The following is a 15,137-nucleotide window of genomic DNA, read 5'->3' as shown; positions in this document are numbered from 1 at the left end:
GCGGTTCGATACTCGGTTTATCCTGCATCGGCCCATTTTTTTACAAGATCGGAAGACTTGATGATGCTGCGCGAGTCCAGTCGCGTACCTTTTGGCCTGTTTAAAAGTAACGCGGGGCGACAGCGGTGGTGGTGCAGGTTTCCAGCACCGTCGGGCGGTTGGCGCGCCGTGCATCCCGGACTCTGTCGAACTCTACGGCGATCGATGCGAGCACCCCGCGGGCGCCATCGCGGATTTCGTCTTGCGGCAACCCGGCTTTCGGCCAAGCCGAGGAGGATGATTGAATGCTACGCTTCCGGCACAATGCTTCTGTTCGCCAGCGCACTTACGATTTCTTCACAATCCCGTGATGCATAATCCAGAATCCGGCAACTGGACGGAAAGGAAGCTCACAGGATATGAAAAATCCTTTTCGGTTATAGTGCTCAGCTGAAAAATGAGCGGCCCGCTGCGGGATTCAGGATAAAAACACAGGCGAGCGAGTTTTCTATCCGGACATGCAGGACACCGACGGCGGCGCGGCTTCTCTGCGCTAGCTTCAGGTATTCGCGGAATTAGACCGGATTGAACTTATTACAAGCGGGCGAGTCAGAATAAAAAGAGAAGCGGAAGTGGCAAGGCAACCGAATAGGCGAATTTCGAATCAGAGGCGGGGAGGATTCTTTGGTTTTATTCCAGGCTGCGTAAAATTACGGGTATGAGCAGGCAGCGATCGGCGGAATCTGATTTTTGGACATCAGGTGTTGCATCAGAAAGAAATACGGAAGGAATGACCCCAAGCGAGCCTGAACCATCGTGGCTGCACCTGGGGCTGAGTGAAGGAGGGAAAAATCGACTAGAAGGCAACCTGATATTGCAATACGAACTGTCCTCTGCTGGAAGTTTTAACGATATCGCCGGCAGAGTTGGCGCGGAATACGGGCCTGTTCTGGTAATCAAAGGTGATCTTGCTGTTATGACCGTGTAGCAACCAGTTGACGCCGCCGTTAAACACGTTCATCTGATCGTGGAGTGCGTCCCAGCCTGCGCTTGTTATCGATGTATAGACCTGCAGTTGGCCGTTATTTGACCCAAGCAAGCTTTTAGGCAACAGATATCCCGCCTGCGCGTACCACATGTCGCCCGTGCCAAACATTGGGTAAGTATTGCCGGGACCATTTCTACTGACGCCTGGGCCTGCTCCGTTAGCCGTATTCTGGCCATTGCCGTTCATGCGAAGATAATTGGGCCCATAGTTCATGTGGAAGTACCCCACATAAGCGGAGATGGCAGTTTCCTTCTCCTTGTCCAATGGCGCATCCAGATAACCGGCAACCGACCAGTGAGTCATGTCATGAAACTGCGGATTAGCCTCGGTGCCCGTCCACATGGCAGCTTTCTGGGTGGCAAAGCCGGCTTCAAGATTCAGTATGCTCTTTTTGCCGAGATAGGTTCCCTGCATGTAGGGGTTGGTGTTGGGTTCAACGTCCCAGAAATTCCAGTAGAACATCCCGGTATAATTTTTATGATGACCAACCTGGGCAAAATTAGCCACCGACGGGTCAATCGCACCACCGGCAGAACCCGATAATCCGGCGGTCGTTATCGGCATCGAGTCGTTTGCGGCTACCATATAGCGAAATTTGCTGATCTGGCCGCGAAGATAGACGCCATATTGCCTGTTGAACGAAGACGTCCGTTCGGTCGTGTATTGAGCAAGAAGCGGGACATCCATCGTCATGATGGTGCTGACGCTGGGCGCGCTGAAGCGGGACAGGCCGTTGAACATGCCAAGCCCGCCCCCTACGGTCATCTGATTTCCCTCGGTCAACCGCAGCTCAGCGAAGGCATCATGAAAATAGGCGGCGATGTGCCGATTATCGTTCTGTTGAGTCAGGAAGTTCTGGTTATTCATCCCATACTGGGTGTAAAAATACACCCTGTCGGTAAGTTGCCCTTGTACGACGAGACGGGTCCGGCGTAGGCCGATATCCGTCGTGTCGTCTACAGGTTGGCCCTGTACCAGGGATCCCGGATTATTTTGTTCGTACCGTAATTGAACCTGGTTAAGAAAACCGAATTTGATGTACTGGCTTCCATCGCCGTTCAGATTCCATTTGAAAGGATCTTTATCCTTCCAGTTTGCGAAGCCGAAGCCACCCTCCGGCTTTTTCACACCTGCTATCGTGGCGCCCGGCCCCATTGGAACGCCTTGGCCCACGTTGGGACCGACCTGTACACCGGGAGGTAAGGGACCTGTTGCTGCGCTGGGAGCTGGGGTGGCCGGCTTATCCGAAACTCTTTCGAAAGAGCCCATGCGGACGCGGTCGGCTCCCGGTTCGGCATAGATCTGCTTGGTCTTGGTATCCACATAAAGGTCAATGGCCTGGGCATATAGAGAAGCCGGAAACAGGCAGCAGGACAAGAGACTTAGGGGGAAACGAAACTTCATAGATACTCCCGATATCAAAGTTGAACAGCGAAGACTTGAAGATTCAATAAATGTTCATATCTTATTTGGAAACTATGTCCGCCATGGTAATCGCTCAGTTGATTGTGAGTTTTTTTTGGAATTTTTGCTGAGTCGAAAATAACACCGCGCCCATGAAAAAAACGTTACGGGAATGTGAAAAATGCGTGAGGAATGGTAAATAGAACTGAAGAGTTAGTCAAGATATTATGCAAAACCACTATTCATTAGTGGTTATCGTGTCCTGGAAGGTTTAGTGTGTAGCGGGTGAATTTACGGTGATATGATCGCTATCATCGGTTTGCATTAATAGGTCTGTGTCGTGCTTGGCACGCTTTACAAGCGACCACATAAACTTCGGCTTACCATGAAAAACTCCCATTCAAACCCAGCCTTATACTTTGCCGCAAGCTGCATTATTACCGGATCGCAGGCACGCAGTCTGGAATTGGCGAGTGCAGAACGCGGGATCGGTCATCGAATTGAGACATGATGTACAAACATCTGGCAGGATTTCTTTTTGCGGCGCTGTTGCCTTTTAGTTCCGGATGCTCCGTGTTCATGGCGATTGACCAGCCAGACAAGAAGAATGTGGATTTGTTCAGGGTAGGAACGCCCAGAAGCGTGCTTCTTGGCGAATTTGGCGCGCCCGCCGTGTCAGAAACGCGAAGTGGAAGGAAATACGAAATTTTCAGGTTTGTTCAAGGCTACAGCACGGGAGCAAAAGCTGGGAGGGCGCTAGTTCATGGCGCTGCCGATGTAGCGACATTCGGGTTGTGGGAAATTTAGTAGCAATTTCCAACCGGAGTCTTCGCCGCCTTCCGCCTCGCGATGCCCGTTGCAACGTCCCGCCTCGAAGTAGGGTATCTCATCCCGTTTTTACAAGTTGCAAACTTACCCAGGAGTTACCCTCCCGCCGCTCCTCCCGCTGAAATATTCGTATCCACGTCGGTGTTCGGGCCAGGAGGCGTATTAGGTCCGTAGAGAACTCTTAGAATTTTTTTAAGCAGGCTTTCCTTCGGCGGCGTAGCCCAGCTTGTGGCTGCCTGCTCTTTACAGGTCTTGCTTGTTGCGCTTACCTGATCAGGCGCATTCTCCGCAGGTGTCGAATTTCCGCTTCCCGGCGGCGAAACGTCCTGACAGGTGACCTTGCCGTTCTCTTCTCGGGGCGCGGAAGGTTCTCCGCCCGTCTGCGCCTGAAGCGGACTTATTGGAAGAAGAATCGTGGTGGCAGCAACCAACATATAGCGAGCCGCTGCATTTTTTCTTGCGCAAAAAATATGTTTTATGTCAGTTCTCCTTTATTCGTCAACGTGTCCGATATCCCTGACCGCAAAATCAACCGCCAGCACCGCCGACCGAGATGTTTTCGTCCATGTCGCGGTTCGGCCCGCGCGGTGACTCAGCCCGATACAGGATACGCACGACCTTGCAGAGAAAACTTTCCTGCTCAGGCGTGGCGTGCTGGCACGAGTCGGATGTCTGCTGCCCGGTTGATGACCAGCCCGATGGAGAATCCGTTTGGCTCGACGCGGCCTGAGCAGGTGCGGCCTGAGCAGGCGCAGGGGTATTATTTCCGGTAGCGGTAGCCTGGCCTGTTACAGGGTCTTGCCAGCCGGAAGCCGGCTGCTCGGCGCTTGAGCCAGCCTGCGCGAGCAAATAGGCTCCACCTTGTGCGGCCATATCAGTCGGTGCAGTCTGTGCATGGGATATCGCGACTGTGCCGAGAATCAGGGTCCCGGCAATTATTAAAAACCGGGTTGCGGAGTTTTTCAGAATGAAAGTATGTTTCATAGGTTCCTTTTATTCGGGTCGAGAGAAGACAAAAATGAAATACTACACCTGTTTCTCGAATCTTAACGCAAGTAGACCCAACCGGCAGCCTCACGCTCATGAATTTTGCGCCATGACGCCGCAATGAACAACGGGCGAATGCAGGGTTGGACCGGGAGAGGAGCATGCGGATTCCAACACTGAATGCTTGATGCATTTCTGCTTTCAGGCATGGGCGATAGATTCAAAGATAAACAGGAAAGAAGACGGAAAGAGTTGGGTGACGAACAGAGTCGTACGTTCCGGTTAGTGCGAAAATCAGATTATCAGCAGGAAGTTGAAATGGAAGAGGATTGGCCGTCCACCATCTCGTGATGGTGGACGCACATATATTTAACCGGCTTCGGGCACTATGCAATAGACCCGACAAGCCCCGGCTTGCCCAAGCCTGCGTTTTTGCGGTTTGCGACAAAGCCTATCAGCCCCAGCCCAACCAGCAGCATGGCATAGGTTTCCGGCTCGGGAACCGCGGCGGCGAAGCCCGGTACATCCGTGAGCACGATGCGCCCGTTAAGATCCTGAATCTCCCGTGCGTCACCATCCGGGAAAAGCGAACTATACGCATTGATTTCAGCCGCGGACATTTGCAGCGGCTGAGCGAGATCGATCCATTTTACACCCTCGTCGAAATGAGGCGTCGTGAGTGAGCCATCATAGCGGAAGGATTCCAGGTTGGTCGGCAGCAGGGCGTTCAAATCAAAGTGGTTGAAAACATGTGTCTGCTTATCGTTCTGGGGTAAATCGGAGAAAATGGGTTCAAGCGCGGTATTGGACGCACCTACCTCGATCCACCGGCCGACGACGAGAATGTTCTTGCTTGCGTCTTCAAATACCAGATGCATTTCCATGGGGAATACCTTGCCATTCTCCAGATGCTCCGCGGGTGTATGGAAGTGAAACTGGGCCAGTTGATAGGTATCTCCATCCACTGTCATTGATCCAGCACCATCGGGAACAATGGCTCTGGCGGCGGTTGCGAACTCATCAGGCGAACCATTGTTGATGACGTCTAACTTAGTGTCAGAGCTCAAGTTAAACTGCATCGGCGATAGCGTCTCGAATTTTGTATTCGCCGCAGTGATATCAATGGGACTTTGCTGGGGAGCCGCATGCGCTGCAGGCAGGCCGTACAGGAAAAGGGCGGAAACAATCGATGCCAGCGGTAATAACCGAGTCAATGGTGCGTTCATGGTAAGTGTCCTCAAAAGTGCGATGCTTGAAATGAAGGGCATGGGTATGACGTTATGCAATTTAAAAATAACATGCCCGGTGTGAAAAAACAGTCGCCTAAATGTTAAGAATGCGTTAACCCTACTTGCTTAGGTATTAAGCCGCTTGTCATTACCGAAGGGCTTGGTTGCTTGTTTCATATCAGATTCCCGACTTCGGGTTGTGCCAGCAATTATCGGGCGCCATCAATGTATCCGCGGCTTGGGGTCCCCAGCTTCCACGTGCGTAGGGAATGACCGGACGATGTGTCTTCAGGACATCATCGAGCGTTGCCCAGGCGGCCTCTACTGTATCCTCCCGCGTGAACAACGCTCCGTCGCCTCTCATGGCGTCATGCAACAGCCGTTCGTAAGGCAATTCCTGTCCAAAATGTTCTTCGACCAGGCAGAGTTCCCGCTCATCGCCAATAAACTCTTTTCCCGCACGTTTGACGCGTGCAGCGATAGCGATGGTGGAAACAGGGGAAAGCTGGAAGCGCAGGTAGTTGGCGCCGCAGGTTCGAAGGTCAGGTATCGAGTCGGCAAAAAGCGCCTGCGGCGGGGGTTTTAGCTGGACCAGAACTTCCGTGACTGTTTTGGCGAGAAATTTGCCTGAGCGCAAATACCAGGGAACCCCACCCCAGCGCCAGGAGTCGATAAATAGACGCAAGGCGCAAAATGTTTCGACGTCCGAGTCTTTTGCTACGTCCGCTTCCTCGCGATAACCGGCATATTGACCCCGCACCAGGTCATCCGGGCTCAACGGCCGCATTGCGCGGAACACGTTCGCCTTTTCGCCTTGAACCGCACCGAAGCCCCTATATGTTGGCGGCTCCATGGCAAGCAGCGCAATGATCTGGAAAATATGGTTTTGAACCACGTCGCGCAGGCAACCCGCGGATTCGTAAAATCCCCCGCGTCCCTCTACGCCAAAATCCTCGGCCAGCGTTATCTGGATACCGGCTATATAGTTCCGGTTCCAGATCGGTTCCAGGAACGAGTTGGCGAAGCGGAAGTAGAGGATATTCATTATCGCCTCCTTCCCCAGGAAATGGTCGATGCGGAAAATGGAGTTTTCCGAAAATGCACCGCGCGCGGTGCGGTTGAGCTCGCGTGCAGAGGCGAGGTCGCGTCCAAACGGCTTTTCGACGATGACTCTGGCACCATCGGCCAGACCGGTGGCACCCAGGCTTTTTATAACGGTAGCGAAAAGAGAAGGGGGTATGGCGAGGTAATGGGCCGGCCGCTTGGCACTTCCCAGCGCCTGCTTGAGTACTTTGAAAGTTTCCGGATTATTGTAATTGCCGGAAACGTATCGGAACAACGAAAGAAGATGGTCAAGCGCGGGCTGGTCATCGATCTTGCCGGACTGCTTTACAGCTTCCGCTACCCTGCCGCGAAGCTGGGCGATATCCCATGGCGACGAGGCTACGCCGATGACGGGTACATCCAGAGAGCCTTGCTTTGCCATCGCATAAAGCGCCGGAAAGATCTTCTTGTACGCGAGGTCGCCCGTCACGCCGAACAGCACCAGCGCATCGGACGCCGCTTCTTCGTCGTCTGGCTTATTTCCCCCATCCATCTCAGCTCGTTCCTTTTTTCTCGTCATGTCCGCCAAACCGCTTTCGCATCGCCGAGAGCAGCCGATCGGCATAATCGGCATTGCCGCGGGATTCAAAACGGCTGAAAAGCGCCGCGGCGATTACCGGTACCGGCACACCCTCGTCAACGGCTGCCAGCGTGGTCCAGCGTCCCTCGCCGGAATCCGACACGCGTCCCGAAAATTTGGTGAGATCTGCATCCTCGATCAAAGCCTCCGCTGTCAGATCGAGCAGCCACGACGCCACAACGCTGCCACGACGCCAGACTTCCGCGATTTCCGGAAGATCCAGCTCATACTGGTAGAATTCGGGATTGCGCATCGGCGCCGTTTCAGCATCTGTATCGTGTGTCGCCTTGCCGGCGTTGGCGCTGTGCAGGATATTCAGGCCTTCGGCGTAGGCCGCCATCAGGCCATATTCAATTCCGTTATGGACCATCTTGACGAAATGACCGGCACCGTACGGTCCACAGTGAAGATAGCCTTGCTCGGCGGTGCTGCCGGTTCTGTTGCGGCCGAAGGTACGCGGCGCTGCCCCGATCCCGGGCGCCAGTGCGGCAAAGATCGGATCGAGATGCTCGACAATCCGGTTTTCCCCGCCGATCATCAGGCAGTATCCGCGCTCACGGCCGGCAACGCCCCCGCTTGTTCCCACGTCGACGTAATGAATCCCCTTGGACCGTAGTTCGGCGCCACGCCTGATATCGTCGTGGTAATAGGAATTGCCGCCGTCGATGATAATGTCGTTCGCTTCTACAAGCGGCACCAGTTTTGAAAGAATCGCATCAACCGCGGCTGCAGGCACCATCAACCACACCACGCGCGGCTTGGCCAGACGAGCGACCAAATCCTCCAGCGAGTCCGTTCCGATGGCGCCTTTCTGCTCCAGTTCCTGGACAGCTTCGGTGCGAGGGTCGTAAACCACGCATTCACTTCCGGCTTGTATCAGGCGAGCCGTCATGTTGATACCCATACGTCCTAGTCCGATCATCCCGATTTGCATCTTGATCCTCCTTGCAGTTAAGAATCGAATTCCGTGCACGCTAAGTTGGTTCGAACGTACGGCATATCTTCCGCCTGCGCCTTTCGATTTTCATTGTGTCGTCGGCGCTACCTCGATGAATATTCTCTTGATCTTCGGGTGACATCGGCGGATCGCCGATTGCGATTTGGGATTGAGGTGCTGAGGAGCAGCGGGAATAGTTACTTTCCCCACCAAAAGCAGGGTTTCAGCAAAACATTTTCGATCCCTCTCTACGTTCGCATCTCCGGGGGAACACGCCTGAACCAAGCAAGCAACTTCCATTTAAGTTCCTCCCCCCGGCTGAACCAAGGTGATAAAGTGGCTGGAATCGAATTACTTCATTAATGTCTCAGGCGGGTTCGCCATGGGACGCTGCGGCAAGCGCATCACCGACAATTGCCTGCGCCTCCTCCACGATATGATGCAGGTGATCCGTTCCCCGGAAGCTTTCCGCATAAATTTTAAAGATATCTTCGGTACCGGACGGGCGCGCCGCGAACCATCCATTTTCAGCGATAACCTTGATGCCGCCGATAGGCGCATGATTCCCCGGCGCCTGGGTGAGGATATCCTTTATCTTTTCACCGGCCAGGTCCGAGGAGTGGACCTGCTTTGGAGAAAGTTTGGCCAGCAGCCCTTTTTGCTCCCGAGTGGCGGGTGCATCGATGCGTTTAATGACGGAATGGCCAAATTCCTCTTCAAGCTGGCGGTATACCTCACCGGGGTCACGTCCCATGCGCGAGGTGATCTCGGCCGATAGCAGCGCCGGAATGATTCCATCCTTGTCCGTTGTCCACACCGTGCCGTCCAGGCGGAGGAAAGATGCGCCCGCGCTTTCCTCACCGCAAAAACCGAGCGAGCCGTCGCACAACCCATTTGCAAACCATTTGAAACCGACCGGGACTTCGTAGAGTTTCCGGCCCAGTTTCGCGGTCACCCTATCGATTATCTGGCTACTCACCACTGTTTTGCCTATCGCAATGCCGTTACCCCATTCCGGACGATACTGGAGTAAATAATAAACAGCCACCGAAAGATAATGGTCCGCCGGCAGCAGGCCCGCGCTTCGGGTTACGATGCCATGCCGATCATGGTCCGTATCACAAGCGAAGGCGATGTCGTAGCGATCCTTCAAATTGATCAGGCCTTGCATGGCGTAGCGCGACGACGGGTCCATGCGAATTTTGCCGTCCCAATCGATTGTCATGAAACGGAAGGTTGGGTCGATTACGTTGTTCACCACCGCGAGATTGAGCCGGTAGTGGTCCGCAATTGCACCCCAATAGTGAATTCCGGCGCCGCCAAGCGGATCGACTCCCATGCTGATATCCGTGCCGCGTATGACGTCTACATCGATTACGTTATGAAGATCGTTCACGTAAGTGTTGAGAAAATCATGCTGGTGCGTCGTAGAGGCGCGCAACGCGCTTTCAAAACGCATTCTTTTTACTTCTGCCAGATTCTTTTCCAGGAACTCATTGGACCGGGATTCGATCCAGCCAGTGATTTCAACACCCGCCGGGCCACCGTGCGGCGGATTGTACTTAAAGCCGCCACTCTCGGGCGGGTTGTGAGAAGGTGTAATGACAATGCCATCCGCAAATCCGTCCGTTCGCCCCCGGTTATAGGTCAGTATGGCGTGGGACACAGCGGGTGTAGGCGTATATTCGCCGTTTTTTGCCAGCATGACTTCAACGCCATTCGCAGCCAATACCTCAAGTGCGCTGGCATATGCCGGCTCGGAAAGCGCATGCGTGTCGATACCAAGGAATAGTGGACCATCGATGCGCTGCCGTTGACGATACAGACAAATCGCCTGGGTGATAGACAGGATGTGCCACTCATTGAAGCTTGCTTCCAGTGAAGACCCGCGATGTCCCGAGGTGCCGAATGCGACCCTTTGTACCGGCACCGTCCAATCGGGAATCAGCGCGTAATAAGCAGTAACAAGCTTGGGTACGTCCACCAGCATTGCCGGTTGGGCAGGTTTTCCTGCCAGCGGACTGATCTTTTCAGCAATTTTTTCAGCGGCCATGTTGCCTCTCTTCACTGTGCCGGTATGGACGCAAGCGCGTCAACCGGAATTTTAGCGTCCCTTCACGCCCTGCCCGAGCGGGCCGGTAGTGGTTTTGACACCGGAGGTCCAGCCGTATTCAGGTGGCCGATGCAGCGGCTTCCCGTCTGCTGGAAGCGCTTGAGCTCATCAAGCGTGACGGCCAGCCTGCAGCCTGATCATAACGAGGAGGACTCGTCGCTTTTACACCGATCAGATAGAGAGGGCTGTAGAGCAAGGCCGAAGCATGGTCGGCCGGAAGCACAAAGCGGCCGCGATTCAGCCATTCGGGGTCGCATGGATCGTAGCGAAGGAAGCACTGCCAGAGGCAATATGCGGTGGGTGCCGCGCCCATCGGTGTTCCGGGGTAACCGGAGTTTGACTGCTGCACCGCATCGATCGGCAAGGTGCAAAGCGTATCGATACAAAGCTGGTCTGATTGCGTTTGTTGGGTCATGGCATGGTTCCAGTGGAGCAAGCTACTACGCTTGCCTGAAAAAGATTTGCCCCTTTAAACTTTTAATCTCCCGCTCTTGTGTCTACCCTTGTGTTCGCCGTTTGCAGAATTGGCCTATCGCTATCTATATGAAAGTGTTGTGGTCCGCTGAATTGCAGAGTTATTAAAAAACTTATTATTCCATATATCAGCTATCGGGCAAGGTGAGGATCGCGTGATGGGCGACGTGCAGCTATTTAATTTTTTGCTGGTTGTAGCGTTGTATCAGTGCATTGGTCGAGCTGTCATGTTTCAGCGGCAACTCGCTGATACCCTCCAGTTCCGGCATGATGCGCTTGGCCAACGCCTTGCCTAATTCGACGCCCCATTGGTCGAACGAATCGATGTTCCAGATCGATCCCTGTGTAAAAACGCTATGTTCATAAAGGGCTATCAAAGAGCCCAGCGCATAAGGGGTGAGACGCTCGATGAGAATAGTGCTGGTTGGGCGGTTTCCCTCGAAGCTTCGGTGGGGACATAACCAGTCTGGAATTCCCTCCGCTTTCACTTCATCCGGGGTCTTTCCGAATGCCAATGCTTCAGTCTGCGCGAACAGGTTGGCCATGAGCAAGTCATGATGATTACCCAGCGGCTGCAAAGTCTGGCAAAAACCGATGAAGTCACACGGGATCAGGCGGGTACCCTGGTGTATGAGCTGATAGAAAGAGTGCTGGCCGTTAGTGCCGGGTTCGCCCCAGACAATGGGCGACGTCTGGTAATCGACACGGGTGCCATCGAGTGTAACGCTCTTGCCGTTGCTCTCCATCGTGAGTTGCTGCAGATAAGCCGGAAACCGCTTGAGGTATTGCTCGTACGGCAGCACGGCAATTGTCTGTGCCTGGAAAAAATTGTTGTACCAGATGGCAAGCAACCCCATGAGGGCGGGGAGGTTTTTCTCGATCGGAGCGGTGAGGAAGTGCTGATCCATGGCGTGAAAGCCTGCCAGCATGGCACGGAAATTCTCGGGTCCGATGGCGATCATCGTCGAGAGGCCGACCGCCGAATCCATTGAATAGCGCCCACCTACCCAATCCCAAAAACCGAACATGTTGCCCGTATCGATACCGAACTTGGCCACTTCGTCCGCATTTGTCGAAACAGCGACAAAGTGCCTGGCCACCGCGCGGTCGTCTTTTACCTTATCCAGAACCCATTCACGCGCCGAATGGGCGTTCGCGAGCGTTTCTTTCGTGGTAAAGGTCTTCGAGCAGACGATGAATAGCGTTTCTTCCGGATCGATATCCCTTGTGGCTTCCTTGAAATCAGTGCCGTCCACGTTGGATATGAAACGGAAATTCAGGTCGCGCAAACTGTAATAACGCAGCGCTTCATAGGCCATCACCGGACCGAGATCGGAACCGCCTATGCCGATGTTGACAACGTTGCAAATTCGCTTGCCGGTATATCCACGCCACTGCCCGGTGCGCAACTTGTCGGCGAAATCGCCCATCCGATCCAGTACCGCCTGCACCTCGGGTACTACGTCAATGCCATTGACACGGATCTGTTCGCCCTTCGGTGCGCGTAGGGCAATATGCAATGCGGGACGCTGCTCGGACAAATTGATTGGATCGCCCCTGAACATTGCGTTGATGCGATCACGCAAGTTGCATTCGTCGGCAAGCCGGACAAGCAGCCGGAGCGTTTCATCGGTTATCCGGTTTTTCGAATAGTCCAGGTAAATTCCGGCGGCTTCGGCCGTAAACCGCTCGCCGCGTGTGGGGTCATCCGCAAAAAGCTGACGCAGATGCAGGGCTTTAACCGACGCATAATGCGCTTCCAGCGCTTTCCACGCGGGACGACCGGTCAGAGTCTGCGCCGCGAATGAGGTCATGGTTGCGGTCCATCAGGTATTTTTTTTCTCTTGGTGAACCGCCACATCCACATGACATAGCCCGACAAGGCATAAAGCAAAAAGAGGCAGAACAGCACAACCGGTGGATGACTTGGAATCAAAACGAAAAAAAACAGCGCCAGCAGCAAGACGGTGACGAATGGCACTGTCTTGCGTAAATTGATTTCCTTGCCGCTGTAATAGGGGATATTACTGACCATTGTGAGGCCCGCGAATAAGGTGATACACCAGGCGAGCCATCGGATATCCGTACCCGCTATGCCAAAGTCTAGCACTACCCAGACCAGTCCTGCAATCAGCGCGGCGGCGGCGGGGCTGGGGAGTCCCTGAAAAAACCGCTTATCGATGACTTCTATGTTGGTATTGAAACGCGCCAGGCGAAGCGCGGCACAGACGCAATATATAAACGCCGCAATCCATCCCAGCTTGCCCATGCCTTTCAAGGCCCATTCGTATATGACCAATGCGGGTGCAGCGCCGAATGACACCATGTCGGACAGGCTGTCGTACTCCGCCCCAAATTCACTTTGCGTATGAGTCAACCGGGCTACCCGACCGTCCAGACCGTCGAGTACCATTGCAATGAAAATGGAGACCGCGGAATGTTCAAAACGGCCGTTCATCGCCTGCACGATGGCATAAAATCCGGCAAACAAGGCTGCGGTGGTAAACAGGTTGGGCAGTAAATAAATGCCGCGACGGCGCAGTTTGGATTTGAGTATGAGGCGTGGATGAGGATCATGCATCATGTGTGCAATCCCATAGGAGACTGATGCATGTTAGGCGCTCATGAATTTGTCGTAAACAGTAGCTGCGAATAGCTGTGCGGGACCCGAAAATTGGGAGATTCCCGACATTAAGCGCCCGACTATCCGCATTAACAAGCAATCCGGCAACTTTTCATAAGCTTCCCCCGAATTCGACAGCGATGCGACAGCCACTTTAACTGGCGGCTTCCGCTTTGCAAGGCCTCAAGCAAAGCGGAAGATGTGAAACACCGTATTGATTCAGCCGCTGTTCCTTTGTTTCCTAGTTTTTTGCCTGATCAACCAGCTTGTTCTTGTTGATCCAAGGCATCATGCTGCGCAATTTCGCCCCAACCGTTTCGATCTGATGAGCTGATGCAAGGCGACGGCTGGCTTTCAGCATGGGCGCGCCGGCACGATTTTCCAGAATAAATTCACGGGCATATTCACCCGTCTGAATTTCATGCAATACCTTGCGCATTTCATCCCGGGTAGCATCGGTAACGATGCGTGGGCCGCGCGAAATGTCTCCGTACTCGGCGTTGTTGGAGATGGAGTAGCGCATATTGGCAATGCCGCCTTCGTAGATTAAATCGACGATCAGCTTTACCTCGTGAAGACATTCAAAATAGGCCATCTCCGGCGCGTATCCTGCTTCAACCAGCGTTTCGAAGCCAGCCTGAATCAAAGCGGTAAGACCTCCGCACAGCACGACCTGCTCGCCGAAGAGATCGGTTTCGGTCTCCTCGCGGAAATTGGTTTCTATCACCCCCCCGCGCGTGCCCCCGTTGGCTGCGGCATAGGATAGCGCCAGGTCTCGCGCCCTGCCTGACTTGTCCTGATGCACGGCAATGAGTGACGGTACGCCGCCACCCTGGGTGTAGGTCGATCGCACCAGATGGCCCGGACCTTTGGGAGCGATCATGATGACGTCGAGATCTTCTCTTGGCGAGACCTGGCCATAATGAATATTGAAGCCATGAGCAAACGCAAGCGTGGCGCCTTCCTTGAGATTGGGCTCGATTTCCGCTGCATAAACGGCGCCGATCTGCTCATCGGGCAACAGCACCATGACGACATCGGCCTCCTTCACGGCTTCCGCCACTTCTTTTACAGTAAGGCCGGCCTTCTCCGCTTTGCTCCAGGAGGCTCCCCCCTTGCGCAAGCCGACCGTCACCGTCACGCCGGAATCGCTCAGGTTATTGGCATGGGCGTGGCCCTGCGAGCCGTAGCCCACAATAGTAACCTTCTTGTCCTTGATGAGCGACAAGTCGGCATCTTTATCGTAATAAACGTTCATGGTTTCCTTTCTGCTCAAAAATAGAAATACGTCAGGGCACGGCGATAGCGGAAATATTCCGCTATTCCGCAGAGCGCTGCTACACCTTCAATATCCGTTCACCACGGCCAATGCCGGAGGCGCCCGTCCGCACCGTCTCCAGGATCGCGCCCTGCTCCATTGCCTCAAGAAATGCGTCAAGCTTGGAACCGGTGCCGGTCAGTTCGATCGTGTATGATTTATCAGTCACATCAATGATGCGGCCACGAAAAATATCGGCCATGCGCTTTATCTCATCGCGGTCCTTTCCTACCGCGCGTACTTTCATCAGCATAAGTTCGCGTTCGATATGATCGCCTTCGCTCAGATCCACCACTTTGACCACTTCTATGAGTTTGTTCAGTTGCTTGGTTATCTGCTCGACCACGTCATCCGATCCCACGGTAACGAGCGTCATGCGAGACAGGGTCGGGTCTTCGGTGGCGGCGACGGTCAGCGATTCAATATTGTAGCCACGCGACGAGAACAGGCCGGCTACGCGAGACAGCGCGCCCGCTTCGTTTTCCATCAAGAGAGAAATGATATGTCGCATTG

The 15,137-nt window shown here is 54.0% G+C and carries 15 protein-coding genes; 2 read left to right on the top strand and 13 right to left on the bottom strand.

Annotated features, from left to right (window positions below):
• Window positions 1–100 precede the first annotated feature (100 nt).
• Window positions 101–325, bottom strand: a complete 225-nt coding sequence (locus BLP78_RS00915; RefSeq protein WP_143002855.1) for a hypothetical protein — start codon at window positions 323–325, stop codon at window positions 101–103.
• A 510-nt stretch (window positions 326–835) separates the two neighbouring features.
• Window positions 836–2,431: a porin gene (locus BLP78_RS00910; RefSeq protein WP_090455427.1), complete on the bottom strand. Its 1,596-nt coding sequence runs from the start codon at window positions 2,429–2,431 to the stop codon at window positions 836–838.
• Between the two features lie 507 nt (window positions 2,432–2,938).
• On the opposite strand from BLP78_RS00910, the gene BLP78_RS00905 reads away from it, so the two are divergent.
• On the top strand, window positions 2,939–3,238 hold the full coding sequence (locus BLP78_RS00905) for a hypothetical protein (protein ID WP_143002854.1): 300 nt from the start codon (window positions 2,939–2,941) through the stop codon (window positions 3,236–3,238).
• Between the two features lie 116 nt (window positions 3,239–3,354).
• Here the strand turns inward: BLP78_RS00905 and BLP78_RS00900 are convergent, their stop codons facing one another.
• On the bottom strand, window positions 3,355–3,693 hold the full coding sequence (locus BLP78_RS00900; protein WP_090455422.1) for a hypothetical protein: 339 nt from the start codon (window positions 3,691–3,693) through the stop codon (window positions 3,355–3,357).
• Window positions 3,694–3,787: 94 nt separating this feature from the next.
• Entirely contained in the window at window positions 3,788–4,243 is a 456-nt protein-coding gene (locus tag BLP78_RS00895) for a hypothetical protein (RefSeq protein ID WP_090455420.1), read from the bottom strand.
• 183 nt (window positions 4,244–4,426) lie between these two features.
• Here BLP78_RS00895 and BLP78_RS15460 point away from each other — a divergent pair, with 183 nt between their 5' ends.
• Window positions 4,427–4,597 carry a hypothetical protein gene (locus BLP78_RS15460; protein WP_176752743.1) on the top strand — a complete coding sequence of 57 codons (171 nt, stop codon included), beginning with the start codon at window positions 4,427–4,429 and terminating at the stop codon, window positions 4,595–4,597.
• Window positions 4,598–4,632: 35 nt separating this feature from the next.
• On the opposite strand, the gene BLP78_RS00890 is transcribed toward BLP78_RS15460, so the two are convergent.
• The 9 genes from BLP78_RS00890 to ilvN form a co-directional block, all read right to left on the bottom strand.
• Window positions 4,633–5,472, bottom strand: coding sequence for a carbonic anhydrase family protein (locus tag BLP78_RS00890; RefSeq protein ID WP_090455417.1), 840 nt, complete (start codon window positions 5,470–5,472; stop codon window positions 4,633–4,635).
• Window positions 5,473–5,653: 181 nt separating this feature from the next.
• Window positions 5,654–7,099, bottom strand: a complete 1,446-nt coding sequence (gene zwf, locus BLP78_RS00885; protein WP_371128841.1) for a glucose-6-phosphate dehydrogenase — start codon at window positions 7,097–7,099, stop codon at window positions 5,654–5,656.
• Window positions 7,074–8,093 carry a phosphogluconate dehydrogenase (NAD(+)-dependent, decarboxylating) gene (gene gnd, locus BLP78_RS00880; protein ID WP_090455412.1) on the bottom strand — a complete coding sequence of 340 codons (1,020 nt, stop codon included), beginning with the start codon at window positions 8,091–8,093 and terminating at the stop codon, window positions 7,074–7,076. The genes zwf and gnd overlap by 26 nt, the downstream gene beginning before the upstream one ends.
• 370 nt (window positions 8,094–8,463) lie before the next feature.
• On the bottom strand, window positions 8,464–10,149 hold the full coding sequence (gene pgm, locus BLP78_RS00875) for a phosphoglucomutase (alpha-D-glucose-1,6-bisphosphate-dependent) (RefSeq protein ID WP_090455410.1): 1,686 nt from the start codon (window positions 10,147–10,149) through the stop codon (window positions 8,464–8,466).
• A 118-nt stretch (window positions 10,150–10,267) separates the two neighbouring features.
• On the bottom strand, window positions 10,268–10,624 hold the full coding sequence (locus BLP78_RS00870) for a hypothetical protein (protein ID WP_256329931.1): 357 nt from the start codon (window positions 10,622–10,624) through the stop codon (window positions 10,268–10,270).
• Between the two features lie 232 nt (window positions 10,625–10,856).
• A complete protein-coding gene (pgi, locus tag BLP78_RS00865; RefSeq protein ID WP_090455408.1) occupies window positions 10,857–12,497 on the bottom strand; it encodes a glucose-6-phosphate isomerase in 1,641 nt (546 codons plus the stop codon).
• Entirely contained in the window at window positions 12,494–13,267 is a 774-nt protein-coding gene (pssA, locus tag BLP78_RS00860; RefSeq protein WP_256329930.1) for a CDP-diacylglycerol--serine O-phosphatidyltransferase, read from the bottom strand. The genes pgi and pssA overlap by 4 nt, the downstream gene beginning before the upstream one ends.
• Window positions 13,268–13,547: 280 nt before the next feature.
• The gene (ilvC, locus tag BLP78_RS00855; RefSeq protein WP_090455406.1) at window positions 13,548–14,564 is read right to left on the bottom strand and encodes a ketol-acid reductoisomerase; all 1,017 of its coding nucleotides are present in this window, start codon (window positions 14,562–14,564) and stop codon (window positions 13,548–13,550) included.
• 79 nt (window positions 14,565–14,643) lie between these two features.
• Window positions 14,644–15,135 carry an acetolactate synthase small subunit gene (ilvN, locus tag BLP78_RS00850; protein WP_025040498.1) on the bottom strand — a complete coding sequence of 164 codons (492 nt, stop codon included), beginning with the start codon at window positions 15,133–15,135 and terminating at the stop codon, window positions 14,644–14,646.
• Window positions 15,136–15,137 lie beyond the last annotated feature (2 nt).

The sequence above is a fragment of the Nitrosospira sp. Nsp1 genome, assembly GCF_900100985.1.
In the GTDB taxonomy this organism is placed as follows: Bacteria; Pseudomonadota; Gammaproteobacteria; order Burkholderiales; family Nitrosomonadaceae; genus Nitrosospira.
This window is presented reverse-complemented; position numbering and strand designations above follow the sequence as displayed.